This window comes from Streptomyces sp. CoH27 (assembly GCF_020181035.1).
Classification (GTDB): Bacteria; Actinomycetota; Actinomycetes; order Streptomycetales; family Streptomycetaceae; genus Streptomyces; species Streptomyces camelliae.
Map to the genome: position 1 here is coordinate 187,560 of NZ_JAIQYY010000003.1, position 16,180 is coordinate 203,739.

At 73.4% G+C, this 16,180-nt stretch carries 14 protein-coding genes; 10 read left to right on the top strand and 4 right to left on the bottom strand.

The features are described from left to right. The first annotated feature begins 259 nt into the window (after positions 1-259). From LE548_RS06135 to LE548_RS06145, 3 genes are all read left to right on the top strand, one after another. Positions 260-916 (top strand): Tat pathway signal sequence domain protein, encoded by a 657-nt coding sequence (locus LE548_RS06135; protein ID WP_225095611.1) that lies wholly within the window; start codon positions 260-262, stop codon positions 914-916. A gap of 428 nt (positions 917-1,344) precedes the next feature. After that, positions 1,345-1,992 (top strand): ScbR family autoregulator-binding transcription factor, encoded by a 648-nt coding sequence (locus tag LE548_RS06140; protein WP_225095612.1) that lies wholly within the window; start codon positions 1,345-1,347, stop codon positions 1,990-1,992. A 22-nt stretch (positions 1,993-2,014) separates the two neighbouring features. Continuing rightward, a complete protein-coding gene (locus LE548_RS06145) occupies positions 2,015-3,202 on the top strand; it encodes a damage-control phosphatase ARMT1 family protein (protein WP_225095613.1) in 1,188 nt (395 codons plus the stop codon). Here LE548_RS06145 and LE548_RS06150 read toward each other — a convergent pair. Then, positions 3,195-4,454, bottom strand: coding sequence for a cytochrome P450 (locus tag LE548_RS06150; RefSeq protein ID WP_225095614.1), 1,260 nt, complete (start codon positions 4,452-4,454; stop codon positions 3,195-3,197). The genes LE548_RS06145 and LE548_RS06150 overlap by 8 nt on opposite strands. Continuing rightward, entirely contained in the window at positions 4,451-5,251 is an 801-nt protein-coding gene (locus LE548_RS06155; RefSeq protein WP_225095615.1) for an alpha/beta fold hydrolase, read from the bottom strand. The genes LE548_RS06150 and LE548_RS06155 overlap by 4 nt, the downstream gene beginning before the upstream one ends. Before the next feature lie 118 nt (positions 5,252-5,369). On the opposite strand from LE548_RS06155, the gene LE548_RS06160 reads away from it, so the two are divergent. Further along, positions 5,370-6,227: a TIGR03619 family F420-dependent LLM class oxidoreductase gene (locus LE548_RS06160; protein WP_225095616.1), complete on the top strand. Its 858-nt coding sequence runs from the start codon at positions 5,370-5,372 to the stop codon at positions 6,225-6,227. Between the two features lie 113 nt (positions 6,228-6,340). Then, on the top strand, positions 6,341-8,524 hold the full coding sequence (gene cyc2, locus LE548_RS06165; RefSeq protein ID WP_225095617.1) for a germacradienol/geosmin synthase Cyc2: 2,184 nt from the start codon (positions 6,341-6,343) through the stop codon (positions 8,522-8,524). A gap of 64 nt (positions 8,525-8,588) precedes the next feature. Here the strand turns inward: cyc2 and LE548_RS06170 are convergent, their stop codons facing one another. Further along, positions 8,589-9,311 carry a hypothetical protein gene (locus LE548_RS06170; RefSeq protein ID WP_225095618.1) on the bottom strand — a complete coding sequence of 241 codons (723 nt, stop codon included), beginning with the start codon at positions 9,309-9,311 and terminating at the stop codon, positions 8,589-8,591. A gap of 92 nt (positions 9,312-9,403) precedes the next feature. Here LE548_RS06170 and LE548_RS06175 point away from each other — a divergent pair, with 92 nt between their 5' ends. The 4 genes from LE548_RS06175 to LE548_RS06190 all read left to right on the top strand — a co-directional run bounded on the left by LE548_RS06175 (position 9,404) and on the right by LE548_RS06190 (position 13,653). Beyond that, entirely contained in the window at positions 9,404-10,303 is a 900-nt protein-coding gene (locus tag LE548_RS06175) for a LysR family transcriptional regulator (RefSeq protein ID WP_225095619.1), read from the top strand. 233 nt (positions 10,304-10,536) lie between these two features. Continuing rightward, the gene (locus tag LE548_RS06180) at positions 10,537-11,124 is read left to right on the top strand and encodes a PDZ domain-containing protein (protein WP_225095620.1); all 588 of its coding nucleotides are present in this window, start codon (positions 10,537-10,539) and stop codon (positions 11,122-11,124) included. Positions 11,125-11,523: 399 nt separating this feature from the next. Further along, positions 11,524-12,651 (top strand): aminopeptidase P family protein, encoded by a 1,128-nt coding sequence (locus tag LE548_RS06185; protein ID WP_225095621.1) that lies wholly within the window; start codon positions 11,524-11,526, stop codon positions 12,649-12,651. Positions 12,652-12,705: 54 nt separating this feature from the next. Then, on the top strand, positions 12,706-13,653 hold the full coding sequence (locus LE548_RS06190; protein WP_225095622.1) for an aminoglycoside phosphotransferase family protein: 948 nt from the start codon (positions 12,706-12,708) through the stop codon (positions 13,651-13,653). Between the two features lie 31 nt (positions 13,654-13,684). On the opposite strand, the gene treZ is transcribed toward LE548_RS06190, so the two are convergent. Continuing rightward, on the bottom strand, positions 13,685-15,430 hold the full coding sequence (treZ, locus tag LE548_RS06195) for a malto-oligosyltrehalose trehalohydrolase (protein ID WP_225095623.1): 1,746 nt from the start codon (positions 15,428-15,430) through the stop codon (positions 13,685-13,687). Between the two features lie 182 nt (positions 15,431-15,612). On the opposite strand from treZ, the gene LE548_RS06200 reads away from it, so the two are divergent. Beyond that, on the top strand, positions 15,613-16,164 hold the full coding sequence (locus LE548_RS06200) for a DUF1707 and FHA domain-containing protein (RefSeq protein ID WP_225095624.1): 552 nt from the start codon (positions 15,613-15,615) through the stop codon (positions 16,162-16,164). The last annotated feature ends 16 nt before the right edge of the window (positions 16,165-16,180 follow it).

Below are 16,180 nucleotides of genomic sequence, written 5' to 3' on the forward strand. Positions count from 1 at the left end.
CGGGTCCCGCGTGTGCCGCGTCACCACGTCACGCACCCTCCGCGCCGCCGCCACCGGCGCGCCCGCGCCACCCGCGTGACGCACCGACACACGCACCACCACACGCACCACCCCTGTGCACCACCTGGCACCACCCGCACCGCACGCACTTCCGCGTGACGCACCACCCGATCAGCGCACCACCCGATCAGCCCACCACCCCCCAGGGCGCCGTCGCCCCTCACCTCGACCGACCCCCACACAGGAAAGAGACACCCGCATGCGTACGCGATCCGTCCTCGCCCTCGCCGGTACCGCCACCGCCTTCACGCTCGCCCTCGCGGTGGCCACCCCGGCCTCCGCCGACAGTGTCGTCCTCACCACCGGCGGCGCGGGCGGCACCGCCGTCGCCGTCGGCGACACCCTCATCGCACCCCTCGCCTCCGGCACGTCCGCCACGCTGTACTCCAGCGCGACCGGCACCAGCGGCGTCTCGTGCACGTCCTCCCAGTTCACCGCCAACGTCACGGCCAACCCGTCCGCCCCCGGCACGGCCACGGAGTCCGTCACCGGCCACACTTTCGACGCGAGCTCCTGCACCAGCAACGTCCTCGGTGTCACCGGCGTCAGCAGCATCACGGTCGACAACCTGCCCTACACGGCGTCGGTCGGCTCCGACGGCACCCTCACCGTCGCCCCGGCCAGTGGCTCGGTCATCCAGACCACGGTCAAGCTGAAGACCCTGCTCGGCAGCATCACCTGCGTGTACCAGGCCGCTGGCCTGACGGGCAAGACCGACAACGCCGACAGCAGCATCTCCTTCACCAACCAGCAGTTCACCAAGTCTTCCGGTTCCTCGCTGTGCTTCGCGAACGGCTACTTCACGGCGAAGTACGCGCCCGTGACGGACGGCGGAGCCCCGGTCTACGTCAACTAGCGGCAGACTCAAGCACATTCACCAAAGGCCCGAGCCGGCTTCAGCCGGCTCGGGCCTTTGGTATGCCGTACGGACGGATCATCCGGGATCAGGGGGCGCAAAGCACCGACCGGTTCGGCTGTTTCGCGCCTCTTGCGAGCCCCCGTTGAGAGGCCGGCCGTCGGCCTCGTATCGTGGCGATCATGGGTGCGGCGCGCGTCGTCACACGACGGCTCGGAATCGGCGGGCGAGGAAGGGGGAAACCATTCTGATCTCGCCTGATCACGGACTGCTGAAGCGTCGTTCGGTGCGGGAGTCGCGGATGACACGTGTCGCCTCGCCGGCCTGCACGCCCGACTCCCGATACCGCTCGGTGAGTTATCGTGTGCAGGGTGTGAGAAACAAACCGCATGCCCCGTTCATTGAAGTCGCGAGAAGAGGTCCCCACGATGGCGAGGCAGTTACGCGCCGAGCAGACCCGGGCAACGATCATCACGGCGGCCGCCGATCTGTTCGACCGGCAGGGCTACGAGTCCACCAGCCTCAGCGACATCGTCGCACACGCGAAGGTGACCAAGGGTGCCCTGTACTTCCACTTCGCCGCCAAGGAGGACCTGGCCCAGGTCATCCTCGAACTCAATGCGGCCGCCGCGCGGCAGCTCGTCGCCGAGGTCGAGAGCCGGGGCTGCTCCTCGCTGGAGGTCCTGATGCGCACCACGTTCGGCATCGCCCGGCTCGCCGTGGAGGACCCGGTGCCGCGCGCCGCGCTGCGCCTCGCCACCGCCGACGTCGTCGTACGGCCGCCGCTCAGGCACCCGTTCACCGAGTGGCTGGAGTTCGCCACGCGCAAGTTCACCGGGGCCGTCAGGGAGGCCGATGTGCACAGCGAACTCGACGTCGGCACGCTCGCGCACTCGCTCGTCTCCTTCTTCGTCGGCACCCGGATCGCCGCCCGCCGGCTCGAACCGGTGGGCCGGCTGCCGCGCCGGGTCGCCGAGATGTGGCACCTCATGATCCGGGGCCTGGTCCCGGTGCACCGCCGCCCCCGCTACGTCACCCTCGCCACGCAGCTGGAGCGGGAGATCAGAACCGCCTGACCCGCGCGCTACCGTGACGGACATGCCCGACACCCCGTTCGCACCCGTGATCCTCGGCAACGAACCCGGCTCGTTCCCGCACAGCGTGCTGGCCGAACGGCATCCCGCGATCATCCGGCAGGTCCGGGACGCCTTCCCCTACGGCCCCGGACAGCACCAGGCGCTGGACGAGCTGCTGGAGAGCTGCACCGAGGGCACGGTCGAGCCGCTGCCCGCCCATGCCCCGGACCGGGATCTGTGGGACGCCTGGGGCCTGAGCGCCCACGCCGGACGGTCCTGGTACGACGTGCCCTGGCTGTGGTCCGAGAGCTGGTTCTACCGCCGGCTGCTCGACGCCGTCGGCTTCTTCGGCCCCGGCGCCTGGCGGGGCATCGACCCCTTCCGCCCGTTCAAGCACGCCGAACTCGACGCCCCGGAGACCGACGCCGAACTCGCCGCGCTGGACGACCTGCCCGGCCTGCCGGAGGAGGAGCGGGCGCGCGCCCTGCTGCACGGCTCGCTCTGGGGCAACCGCGCCGACCTCGGCTTCCGGCTCTCGGCCGAAGGCGCCGAGGACCGGGACCCGGCCCGCGCTCTGGTCGCCGACGAGAGCGACACCCTGTGGTCGCTGCTGCCGCCCACCGGAGCCGGCACCCTCGTCCTGGTCGCGGACAACGCGGGCCGCGAACTCGTCCCGGATCTGCTGCTGCTCGCCCACCTCCTCGCCGAGGGCCGGGCCGCGCGGGCGGTGCTGCACGTCAAGCCGTACCCGTACTACGTCTCGGACGCCACCACCGCCGACGTCGTCGACGCGCTGCGGCGGCTGCGCGCCGCCTCCGGCGCGGCCGCCGAGTACGGGCGCGTGCTCTGGTCGGCCCTGGCCGACGGCCGTCTCACCGTGCGCGCCCACCCGTTCTCGTGCGCCCCGCTGCCGTACGCGGACATGCCGGACGATCTGCGCGCCGAGTTCGCCGAGGCCACCCTGACCGTTTTCAAGGGCGACCTCAACTACCGCCGGCTGGTGGGCGACCGGCTGTGGCCCCCGACCACGCCCTTCGCGGAGGCGACCGGATACTTCCCGGGCCCGGTCGCCGCCCTGCGCACCCTGAAGTCCGACGTCGTCACCGGCCTGTCCGCGACGACGGAGGCCGCGCTCGTCGCCGCGGAGGGCCGGCGCTGGCGCACCAGCGGCACCCATGCGCTGATCCAGGTCGCCCGGCCGGTCACATGACGTTCAGCTGAAGCGACTTGATGCCGTTGATGAAGTTCGACACGAGCCGGGCGGGCGGTGCGGCGAGCCGGAGCTCCGGCAGGGCGCGCAGCACCTCCTCGTGGAGCAGTCGTAGTTGCAGCCGCGCGAAGTGGGCGCCCAGGCACACGTGCGGGCCGTCTCCGAAGGACACGTGCGGATTGGGGGAGCGGGCGAGGTCGAGCCGGCCGGGCTCGGCGAAGACGCGCTCGTCCCGGTTGGCCGAGGCGTGGAAGACGACGACCTTCTCACCCGCCCGGATCCGCCGCCCCGCCAGCTCGGTGTCGTGCGCGGCGGTCCGGCGGAAGGACAGCACCGGCGGATGCCAGCGGAGCAACTCCTCGATGGCTGTGGCGAGTTGGATCTTTCCTGAGCGCAATGCCTGGTACGCATCCGGGTGTTCCGCCAGCGCCAGCAGTCCTCCCGGGGCCGCACTGCGCACCGTGTCGTTGCCCGCGACCGTGAGCAGGAAGAAGAACATCTCCAGCTCGGCCGAGGCGAGTTCGGCATCGTGGGCAAGTGTGGTCATCACGTCGTCCGCCGGGTAGCGCCGTTTGTACGCGGCGAGCTGCTGGGCGTAGCCGAACATGTCCGTCAGCATCGCCGGGGAGCGCGGGTTGACCGGCCTACCGGTCTCGTCCAGCACCGGGGAACCGGCCTCGTCCGGGTCCTGGTAGCCGATGACCCGCTGGGTCCAGTGCAGCAGCAGGCCCCGGTCGCTCTCCGGGACGCCCAGCAGGTCCGCCAGGTTCAGCAGGGCGTACTCGTCGGTGACCGAGGCCACCAGATCGACCGTGCCCTCCCCCTCCCACGCCTTCTGCAGCGCCCCGGCGAGCAGCGTGCCCGCCCGCTCCCGGGCGACCGCCGCGAACCGCTCGATCCGGCCGGGCGTGAACGCCCGGCTCACCAGCCGCCGCAACCGGCCGTGCTGCGGCGGATCCTGATTGAGCATCATCCGTCGGATGAACGGCAGATCCGCCGGATCGGGGTCCCGGATCTGCGTGGCGCCGATGTACGAGGAGTACGTCGCCCCGTCCTTCAGCACCCGCACCACGTCCGCGTGCCGGGTCACCGCCCAGAAGCCGGGCCCGGCCGGCCAGTCCAGCAGCTCCGGCTCCTCCTGCCAGGCGACCGGGTGCCGGTCGCGCAGCAGACGGTAGTCGTCGTGGGGGACCGCGACACCGTACCGCCGGGGATCGAACACATCGGGCACCGGAGGGACGGGCTCGCTCACGCCGACTCCCGTGCCACTCCGGGGACTTCGGTGTCGGCCCGCAGGAAGTCCTCGACCGCGCGGATCAGTTCGAGCGGCGTCTCGTCCATGGCGTAGTGCCCCGCACCGGGCAGCGTGACGAGTTCGGCGCGCGGGAACCAGGACATCCAGGTCTGCCGCATGACCGCGGGCGACAGCGCCGGGTCCAGTTCGCCGGCCACCGCGAGGGCGGGCACCGCGCAGCCCTCGACGTCGGCGTGGAAGTCCTCGCCCGCCCAGGAGTCCAGCCAGGCCCGGAACGCCTTCGCGTCACTGCGCTCCAGCGAGCGGGCGACCATCCGGTCCAGCCAGGCGGCCGGACGCCGGCCCCCGGTGGTGACGTCGATGATCGCCCGCCGGTTTGCCGGCTGCTCCGCCGCGTCCGTGAACAGCGCGGCCTGCTCACCGGCCAGCGGCAGCCCCGAGGCGGGCACCGGGGAGACACCGACGATCCGGCGCAGCCGGTCCGGAGCGAGGGCCGCCAGCCGCTGTGCCACCGCGCCGCCCATGGAGTGCCCCAGCACCGAGAACCGCTCCCAGCCCAGCCGTTCGGCCAGCGCCAGCAGATCCGAGGCCGCCTCGGCCGTCGTGTACGGGCCGGCCGCGTCCCGGGCCTCGCCGTAGCCGCGCAGGTCCACCAGCGTGTAGGTGAAGGCGGACCGGTCGAGGTCCGGCAGGACGGCGGCGTAGGCGGACCGGTCGGCGAACCAGCCGTGCACGGCGAACACCTGGTGGGCGCCGTCGCCGTGCACCTCATGGGGCAGCACGAAGGAGGTCATGCGCCTACCGTCTCCCGCGCGCGAGGGCACGACAAGGGTGCGCACGCGGGCATACGGGTGGGCGCGCCGCTGTTGCCGTACGGCAGTGACGGTTCCGGACCCGAGGAGAGGCGACCGCATGCGCATCGGAGTGGCACCCCACCGGCTGTGGCCCGGCTCGGCGCACGAGACCGACGACGCCGTCGAGACCGCCCGCACGGCCGAAGACCTGGGCTTCGACCATGTCATCGCGAGCGGCCACCTGCTGGCCGGGGACGTCGGGGTGACCCCGGATCCGCTGGTCCTGCTGTCCGCGGTGGCCGGCGCGACCCGGCGCATCCGGCTGGTCACCAGCGTCCTGGTGCTGCCCCTGTACGACCCGGTCGTCCTCGCCCACCAGACCGCGACCCTCGACCGGCTCTCCCGCGGCCGCTTCGTCCTCGGCGTCGGCACCGGCTGGTACACCGCGGAGTTCGCGGCCGTCGGCGCGTCCTTCGCCGGGCGGGGCCGCCGCAGCGACGAACAGCTCGCCGTCGTACGGCGGTTGTGGCGCGGTGAGGCCGACGCGCCGCGGCTCGGGGTGCCGCCGCGCACCGCGGGCGGGCCGCCCGTCTGGATCGGCGGCCACAGCGACGCGGCCCTGCGCCGCGCCCTGCGGTACGGGGACGCGTGGCACGGCGCGGGCGTCGATGCCGCACAACTGGCGTTGGTGCGGGCACGGTTGACGGAGCTGGCCGAGACGACGGAGCGGGATCCGGCCGCCGTCCCGATGACCGCCGGCGCGTACCTGCTGCCCCCGGGCTTCGCCGCCGCCGTCGACCTCCCGCGCCGCCCTCTGGGCGGCACGCGCGCGAGTGCCGAGAGCGTGCGGGAGGAGCTGGGGCGCCTGGCGGAGGCGGGGCTGTCGGCCGTGTCGCTGTGGCTGCCGGTCGACGCAGGCGCGCTGCCGGACGCGCTGGCCTGGACCGCCGAGGAGGTGCTGCGGCACCAGCCCTGAACCGGCCCACACCGGGCGCCCCGAGGTCAGGGTTTCGGAGGCGGTTCACGCGATGGTGTGATCATGCGCTGTGCGGTGGATGGGTGCCAGGGGCCACGGGTAGGGCCCCGGCCATGACGCAGCCGTTCGAACTCCCGCACTTCTACATGCCGTATCCCGCGCGGCTCAATCCGCACCTCGACGAGGCGCGCGCCCATTCCACCGAGTGGGCCCGCGAGATGGGCATGCTGGAAGGTTCCGGCATCTGGGAACAGGCCGATCTGGAGGCGCACGACTACGGACTCCTGTGCGCCTACACCCACCCCGACTGCGACGGCCCGGCCCTCTCCCTGATCACCGACTGGTACGTGTGGGTCTTCTTCTTCGACGACCACTTCCTGGACATGTACAAGCGCACCCCGGACCGTGCCGCGGGCAAGGCCCACCTGGACCGCCTGCCGCTGTTCATGCCGCTCGACCTGTCGACTCCGGTGCCGGAGCCGGAGAATCCGGTCGAGGCGGGCCTGAAGGACCTCTGGGCGCGCACGGTGCCGGCGATGTCCGTGGACTGGCGCCGCCGGTTCGCCCTCGCCACCGAGCACCTGCTCAACGAGTCGATGTGGGAGCTGTCGAACATCAACGAGGGGCGGATCGCCAACCCCGTCGAGTACATCGAGATGCGCCGCAAGGTGGGCGGCGCGCCCTGGTCGGCGGGACTCGTCGAGTACGCGACCGCCGAGGTGCCGGCCGCCGTCGCCGGGACGCGTCCCCTGCGCGTACTGATGGAGACCTTCTCCGACGCCGTGCACCTGCGCAACGACCTGTTCTCCTACCAGCGCGAGGTCGAGGACGAGGGCGAGAACAGCAACGGCGTACTGGTCCTGGAGAAGTTCTTCGACTGCACCACCCAGGAGGCCGCCGACACCGTCAACGACATCCTCACCTCACGCCTGCACCAGTTCGAGCACACCGCGCTCACCGAGGTCCCCGCCGTGGCCCTGGAGAAGGGCCTGAACCCGGCCGAGATCGCGGCGATCGCCGCCTACACCAAGGGACTTCAGGACTGGCAGTCCGGCGGCCACGAATGGCACCTGCGCTCCAGCCGCTACATGAACAAGGGCGCCGTGTCGCATGCGCCCTGGCAGCTCCCGAGCGGCCCCGGCATGGCCGCCGCCGACGTCGGCGCCCTGCTGGCCTCGGCCGCCCGGCAGCGCCTGCGCCGCTACACCCATGTGCCGTACCAGAAGGTCGGCCCGTCCCTGCTGCCCGACTTCCACATGCCGTACGAGCTGAGCCTGAGCCCCCATCTGGACAGCGCCCGAGGCAACCTCGTCACCTGGGCGCACCGCATGGGCATCCTGGAGGAGGGCGTCTGGGACGAGGACAAGCTCACCGCCTTCGACTTCGCGCTCTGCTCGGCGGGCCTGGACCCCGACGCCACCCCCGAGGCCCTCGACCTCAGCGCCCAGTGGCTCGCCTGGGGGACGTACGCCGACGACTACTACCCGCTGGTGTACGGCCGGCGCCGGGACCTGGCCGGGGCGCGGCTGAGCACGGCCCGGCTGTCGCAGTGCATGCCTGTCGACGACGAACCGGCCCTCGTCCCCGCCGACGCCATCGAGCGAGGCCTGACCGACCTGTGGGCGCGGACGACGGCCCAGATGCCCGCCGACCAGAAGCGCACCCTCAAGGACGCCGTGGACTCCATGACCGAGAGCTGGGTGTGGGAGCTGTCCAACCGGTTCCAGAACCGCATCCCGGACCCGGTCGACTACCTGGAGATGCGGCGCGACACCTTCGGCTCCGACCTCACCCTGAGCCTGTGCCGCATGGGACAGGGCCCCGCGATCCCGCCGGAGGTCTACCGCAGCGGCCCGGTCCGGGCCCTGGAGAACGCCGCGTTCGACTACGCCTGCCTCCTCAACGACATCTTCTCGTACCAGAAGGAGATCGAGTACGAGGGCGAGATCCACAACGCCGTCCTGGTCGTGCAGAACTTCTTCGGCGTGGACTACCCGGCCGCGCTCCGCGTCGTACATGACCTGACGACCCAGCGGATGGAGCAGTTCCAGCACATCGTCGCCCATGAACTGCCTGTCCTCTACGACGACATGAAGCTGTCCGCCGAGGCCCGCGCCGCCGTGGGCGCCTACGTGCTCGATCTGCAGAACTGGATGTCCGGGATCCTGAACTGGCACCGCGAGGTCGACCGGTACAAGGCCGAGTGGCTGGGCCGCCGTTCGCACGGCTTCCTGCCCGACCGCGCGCCCGCCGCACCGTCACTGCCCTCCGCCGCACCGGTCCTGGCGTTCGGCTGACCGGGCATCCTGGGACCTTCGGTGAGCCGTCGGGGGATCGGGCGCGGCCGGCGGACGGTGCCCGTCAGGCCGGCCGGCTCCGTTCGGCCGCCGCGTGCTCGACCGCGGCCCGGGCCAGCGCGCGGATCATCGGGTGCGGGCGCGAGCCGTCGCCGGCCAGCTCCGGCTGGAACAGGGACAGCAGGAAGAAGGGGTGGCCGGGCAGTTCGGCGACCCGCACGTGACCGTCCTCGTCGTACCCGGAGAACCTCAGGCCGTGGGCGGTCAGTGCGTCGAGGTGGCGGGAGGGGCCGTAGCTGCAGAAATACCGCTCGACCGTGCGCCCGGCGCCGATCACCGACTCCGCCAGCGTGCCCGGCTCGATCGTCACCGCCGCCTCGTGCCCCACCAGCGAGCAGGCCAGCGGCTCGATGAGCGGATCCACGGCGTCCGGGTCGTTCTCGGCGTGCGCCACGCCGGTCAGCCCGCACACGTTCCGCGCGTACTCCAGCAGCGCGTGCTGGAAGCCGCCGCACGTGCCCAGGAACGGGATGCCCTCCTCACGTGCGGTGCGCACGGCAGCGAGCACGCCCGCCTCGCTACGGTACGGGCTGCCCGGCAGCACCCACACGGCGTCGAACCCCCGGACCGCGCCCTCGGCCTCCGCGTCCTCGGAGGGGATCCAGTACGCGTCCAGCACCAGCCGGTCGCGCTCGGCGAGCGCCTCCAGCAGGAGGGGGACGCGGGTGTGCGAGACGACGTTGGGGGAGCGGTCGCCGACGAGGGCGATGGTGGCTGTGTTGTCCATGAACGTCATTTTTCGCGCGCACGGTCGTTCACGTCCAACGATGATTCCTGGTCGCTCGATAAGCGATGCTGATGGAGTGGGATGCTGGGCCCATGGACCCGCATCTGCTGCGCACGTTCGTCACCGTGGCGCGCCTCGCCTCCTTCTCGGAGGCCGCCCGCGAGCTGGGCTACACCCAGTCCGCCGTCTCCCAGCACATCGCCGCGCTCGAACAGGACCTGGGCGCGCCCCTGCTGACCCGGCGGCCCGTCACGCCCACCACGGCCGGCGAACGGCTCCTGGAACACGCGGGCCCGCTGCTGCTGCGGCTGGACGCGGCCCGGGCCGACGTCGCCCGGATGGCCGCCGCACCGCAGCACGGCCTGACCCTCGCCACCACCCCGACCGGGCTCGGTCCGGCCGTCCTCGCCGCGCTTCCGCCGGCCGGGGTCACGGTGCGTGTCCTCGCCCGCGCGGAGATCCCGGCCGCCGTCGCCACGGGCACCGCCGACCTCGGCCTCGTCGACGGGCCGGCCGCGCCGAGCGATCCGCTGCGGCTGCCCGACGTGGCGCCGCTGACCACGCACGGCGTCGCCGAGGAACCCGTCAGCGTCCTGCTGCCCGCCGGGCACCCCCTCGCCGGCCGGGCCGGCCTGCGCCTCGGCGACCTCGCCGACGCCCGCTGGCTCGACGCGCCCGACGCGGCGCTCCCGCTCGCCGCCCTGCGCGCCGCGAACGGCGGCGGCGCCCTGCGCTCCGCTCTGCGCTACGAGGGCACCGACCTGCACACCGTGACCGCCCTCGCGGCCGCCGGCCACGGCCTCGTCCTGCTGCCCCGCTCCGCCGCCACCGCCGTCCCCGGCACGACCGCCGTCCCCCTCACCGCACCCCGCCTCGTACACCGCACGGAACTCCTCCACGGCGGGGCCCCGGGGCCGGCGGCGGCGGAGCTCGTACGGAGGCTGGTGGGCGGGGGCGAGGGGGTTTCGAGCGGGTCTCCGGGGGAGCGATGAGCCTCTCGGGGGTGCGGTGGGGCACCGCCTCGGAGGGGGTGTGGCGGCGGGTGTGGGGGAGCCTCGACGGGATCACGGGGTGAGCCTGCGGCGATGGCGGGGCGGGAGTGCGCCGGGCCGCGGTGGCCGGGGCGCAATGGCTACCCCGCGATGCCCCCTGGGCAGTCTCACTCGTTCGTGTCTCGTCGCCGCCCGGCGCCCCGGGTAGAGCACCAGCCGGAGGCGAGCGAATCATGGAACAGACTGCGTTGCGGCCCAAGCCGATGCCGGGCCAGGACCCTCGGGACGGCACAGGCACAGGCACAGGCACAGGCACCGGCACCGGCACTGCCCACCGCCCGCACGCCGCGCGCCGGCGCGGGCGGCGGCTGCGGACCCTGCTGTTCGGCCTGTGCGCCGGCACCCTGCTGGTGCTGTCCGGCGTCGGCATCGGGACGGTCGGCGCCACGGTGATCGGCATGAGCAAGCTCGCCGAACTGCGGCACCTGACCACGCCGTCCGCCCCCTCGGCCACGCCCGCCCCGGCCGCCACCCCGAGCTCCGCCGCGGGCCCGGCCGGTGCCACTCTGGGCGTGGAGGCCGTGGACGCCGAGAAGGCGGGCGCGCTGGTCGTGGGCGTGCACGTGCCCGGACCCGGCTACGCGGCCGGCCTGGTCCGCGGCGACGTCCTGCTCCAGTTCGGCCCCGTGCGCGTGGACAGTGCCGCCGATCTCGCCCGAGCCGTCGCCCACGCCCGCCCCGGCGAGGAGGTGCTCCTCACCGTCCGTCACCGCGGCGGGGGGTACCAGCAGTTGACGGCCGTACCGGGCGTGGTGACCTGAACGCGGTCCGCGGTCGGCCCGTACGCGTCGGCCACCACGGCATCCCGCAACGGTCACCCCGGGAAGCTCACGTCGGTCACGCAGGGAAGCCCGCACCGGCCACCCCGTGACACCCCCTTGTGCCGCCCCGGGACGCCTCCCTCAGACGCCCCGGAACCCTCTCGGTCACCCCGGCCCACCCCCTCCGGCCGCCCGGGGAAACCCACTGGTCGCTGTCCGCCCCGCGCGCCATGATGGCCCCATGCCGAGCCCTTTCTCCCGCGACCGCGCCCCGCGGGGCGCACGGGCGATCGTGCCGGCGACCGCACCGGCGACCGGCTCGCGTGACCCCGGCCTGCCGGGCAGGATGCTGCACGAGACGCCATCGCCCCGTACCCTCACCCGCGCCCGGAGGACCGGATGACCGGTAGCACGACCCCGCCCTTCACCGCCGAGGACTACCGGGCCCGGATGGAGCGCGCCGCGCGCTCCGCCGCCGACGCCGGTCTCGCGGGGCTGCTCGTGGCGCCGGGACCGGACATGGTCTGGCTCACCGGCTACACGCCCACCGCCGTCACCGAACGGCTCACCATGCTGGTCCTCACCCCCGGCCAGGACCCCGTGCTCGTCGTACCCACCCTGGAGGCGCCGGACGCCGGGCACGCGGCCGGGGCGACCGCGCTCACCCTGCGCGACTGGACGGACGGCAAGGACCCCTACGCCGTCACCGCCGCCCTCCTCGACGGCCACGGCCGGTTCGGCATCAGCGACAACACCTGGGCGATGCATCTGCTCGGTCTCCAGCGGACCCTGCCCGACTCCTCGTACGCCTCGCTCACCGACGCCCTCCCCATGCTGCGCGCCGTCAAGGACGCGGCCGAACTCGAACTCCTCGCGGCGGCCGGAGCCGCTGCCGACGCAACGTTCGAGGAGATCCGGAAGGTTCCCTTCGCCGGCCGCCGCGAGTCCGACGTCGGCCACGACCTCGCGGAACTGCTGCGCCGCTTCGGCCACTCGCAGGTCGACTTCACCATCGTCGGCTCCGGCCCCAACGGCGCCAACCCGCACCACGAGGTCGGCGACCGCGTCATCCAGGACGGCGACATGGTCGTCCTGGACTTCGGCGGCCTGAAGGACGGCTACGGCTCCGACACCACCCGCACGGTCCACGTGGGCGAGCCGAGCGAGGAGGAGCGCCGGGTGCACGACATCGTGCGCGAGGCACAGGAGGCCGGCTACCGGGCCGTACGGCCGGGCGTGGCCTGCCAGGAGGTCGACCGGGCCGCCCGCGCGGTGATCAGCGACGCCGGGTACGGCGAGTACTTCATCCACCGCACCGGGCACGGCATCGGCGTCACCACGCACGAGCCGCCGTACATGATCGAGGGCGAGGAACAGCCCCTGGTGCCCGGCATGTGCTTCTCCGTCGAGCCCGGCATCTACCTGCCCGGCCGGTTCGGTGTGCGCATCGAGGACATCGTCACGGTGACCGAGGAGGGCGGCCGTCGTTTCAACAACACCACCCGCGAGCTGGTCGTCGTGGGCTGACCGGCCCAGGGAGATCCCTCGCGACCCCATCCCCGAACGGCAACGGCGCGATCCATGACCCAGGCACCGACACCCACCGCGGACACCGTCCGCCGACTGGTCCGCTCGCTCCTCCAGGAGAGCGCGGCCGGTACCGCAGGCGGCGCGGGACCGGACGTCCGGCCCGTCACGGAGGGCGGCGAGCATTCCACGTGGTGGGTCGGCACCCGCCATGTGCTGCGGCTCGCCCCCGACCGCGAGGCCGCCGTGCGCCAGCGCCGCGAGCTGCGCCTGCGCGACCTGGTGCGGCCCCACCTCCCCGTCGCCGTCCCGGCCGGCGTCGCGCACGGCGAGTGGGCGCCGGGCCTCACCTACACGCTGGACACCTTGATTCCCGGCGGCACCGCGGAGGAACACGACGTCTCGGCCGTCGGCGAGGCCGACCTGGCCGGGCTGCTCACCGGGCTGCGCGCGGTGCCCGTACGGCAGGCCGAGACGCTCGGGGTGCCGCGGCTCGCCCCGCGCTCCCTGGAGGCGCTGCGCCGCATGGCCGTGCACGCGGCCGAACGCCTCGCCGCCGCCGACGAGTTCGACCCTACGCGTATGCACCAGCTCACCCCGCCCGGCGCGGCCCAGCTCGCCGCCCAGGCCGGCAGCGCCGTGCTCGTCCACCACGACCTCAAGGGCGAGCACCTGGTGGTCAGCGCCGACGGCAGGGTGCGCGGCGTCCTCGACTGGACCGACGCGGCCGTCGCCGACCCCGCCGAGGACATCGCCGGGCTCGTCCGCGCCGTAGGCTCCGGTGCGGCGGTCCGCGCGGCCACCCTCGCCGGCTACGGCGCCCGCCCCTGCCTGCGCGGCCTGTGGCTGGCCCGCTGCGACACGGTCATCCGCCTCACCGACCGCCTCGAAGGCCGCGACGACAGCCCCCTGCCCCTCCTGCGCACCCAACTGCGCCGCGCCTGGGAACCGATCCTCCTGGAACGGGTGACGGACCTGAAAGAAGGCGATCCGGACGCGTAGACCGCCGTACGGCGGGCGCGGCTCCCTGGGCTCAGGGCTGGGACAGCACCACGCAGGACTCGCCCGGCAGCTCCAGCAGGCCGTTCGGGCCCGGAGCGTCGATCGGGTCCCAGGCGGCCAGGAGCAGGGCGGGCCGGGTGCCCAGGGGGATGAACGCCGGTTCCTTGCCCAGGTTCACCGCCACCCGTACGTCGCCGCGCCGGAAGGCGAGCCAGCGGGACCCCTCGTCGTACGCCACCTTCGTGTCGGCCAGGTCGGGGTCGGTGAGGTCCGGCTGCTCGTGCCGGAGCGCGATCAGGCGGCGGTACCAGGCCAGCACGCGCGCGTGGGGCTCGCGCTGCGGTTCCGACCAGTCCAGGACGGAGCGGTCCCGCGTCGCCGGGTCCTGCGGGTCCGGTACGTCCTCCTCGGCCCAGCCGTGCGCCGCGAACTCCCGCCGCCTGCCCCGCCGTACCGCCTCGGCCAGCTCCGGATCGGTGTGGTCGGTGAAGAACTGCCAGGGCGTACCCGCCGCCCACTCCTCGCCCATGAACAGCATCGGCGTGAACGGCGAGGTCAGCGTGAGCGCCGCCGCGCAGGCCAGCAGGCCGGGGGAGAGCTGGGCGGAGAGCCGGTCGCCCTGGGCGCGGTTGCCGACCTGGTCGTGGGTCTGGCCGTAGCCGAGCAGGCGGTGCCCGGCCACACGCGAGCGGTCCAGCGGGCGGCCGTGGTGCCGGCCCCGGAAGCTGGAGTACGTGCCGTCGTGGAAGAAGCCGCCGGTCAGCGTCTTGGCGAGCGCGGCGAACGGGTCGCGCGCGAAGTCCGCGTAGTAGCCCTGCGCCTCGCCGGTCAGCGCGGTGTGCAGGGCGTGGTGGAAGTCGTCGTTCCACTGCGCGTGCAGTCCGAGCCCGTGCTCCGCGCGCGGGGTGATGTACCGCGGGTCGTTCAGGTCGGACTCGGCGATCAGCGTGAGCGGCCGGTCCAGCTCCGCGGCGAGCGCGTCCACGGCCGCCGACAGCTCCTCCAGGAACGGGTACGCACGCGTGTCGCGCAGCGCGTGCACCGCGTCCAGGCGCAGCCCGTCGATCCGGTAGTCCCGCAGCCACGCCAGCGCGCTGCCGATCAGGAACGCGCGCACCTCGTCCGAGCCGGGCGCGTCCAGGTTCACCGCCGAACCCCACGGCGTGTGGTGCGCGTCGGTGAAGTACGGCCCGAACCGGGGGAGATAGTTGCCCGAGGGGCCCAAGTGGTTGTGCACGACGTCCAGTACCACCCCGAGACCGAGTTCGTGCGCCCGGTCCACGAACCGCTTCAGCGCCTCGGGGCCGCCGTACGGCTCGTGCACCGCCCACAGCGACACGCCCTCGTACCCCCACCCGTGCCGCCCCGGGAACGGACACAGCGGCATCAACTCGACGTGGGTGACGCCCAGTTCTGCCAGGTGCTCCAGCCGTCCGGCGGCCGCGTCCAGGGTGCCCTCCGGGGTGTACGTGCCCACGTGCAGCTCGTAGAGCACCGCCCCCGGCAGCCCGCGCCCCCGCCAGTGTGCCTGCCACGTGTACCGCCCGTGGTCCACGACCGCGCTCAGCCCGTCCGGGCCGTCCGGCTGGCGGCGCGAGCGCGGGTCGGGCAGGACGGGACCGTCGTCCAGCGCGAACCCGTACCGGGCGCCGTCGCCCGCCTCCGCCTCCCCGGTCCACCAGCCCGCGCGGTCGGGATCGCGCGCCAACGCGCGCGTGGCGCCCTCGCACTGGAGCGTCACTCGGTCTGCCTGCGGTGCCCACACCTCGAACTGCACGGACGGTTCCCCTTCGTCTGCTCACCGTGATGACGTCCCGCGGCCCCCCATCGTGCCGTCCGGACGCCCCATACGCGCTCGAATGCGGCCTTCCCCCGCCGGTGTCGCGGAATCCACGCGCGCGCGACAGGCGAATCCCGGTTTTCTGGACACCCGGGGTTCGCTGACCGACAATCACCTCCGTGACGTCGTCTTTCGAGTTCTCCACGTACCCCGCGCGGCTGTCCGACGCGGAGCGCGACAAGGCGCTTCAGGTGCTGCGCGACGGCGTCGCCAAGGGCCGGCTGTCGCACGACACGTTCGTACGCCGCATGGAGCTGGCGCTCTCCGCCCGTCACGCCGACGAGCTGGCCGCCCTCGTCGCCGACCTGCCTCGTGAGAACCGTCTCTCCCGCGCGGTGTTCGGCACCGTCGAGGCCGTCTCCGGGTTCACCGTACGGCTGCGCCGCGCCTGGCAGGCCGAGCGGCTGCCCAAGCTGCTGCTGCCGCACCCCGGGCAGACCCACCCGCTGCGCATAGGCCGCGACCCCGCCAACGGGCTGCGCCTGAACCACGAGACCGTCTCGCGCGTGCACGCCGAGCTGCACCGCCAGGGGGACATGTGGGTCCTGAGGGACCTCGGCTCCACCAACGGCACCACCGTCAACGGCCGCCGGGTCACCGGTGCGGTCGTGGTCCGTGAGGGTGATCTGGTCGCCTTCGGCAGGATGGGGTTCCGGCTCTCGGTGAGCTGAGACCGTACGGCTGCGG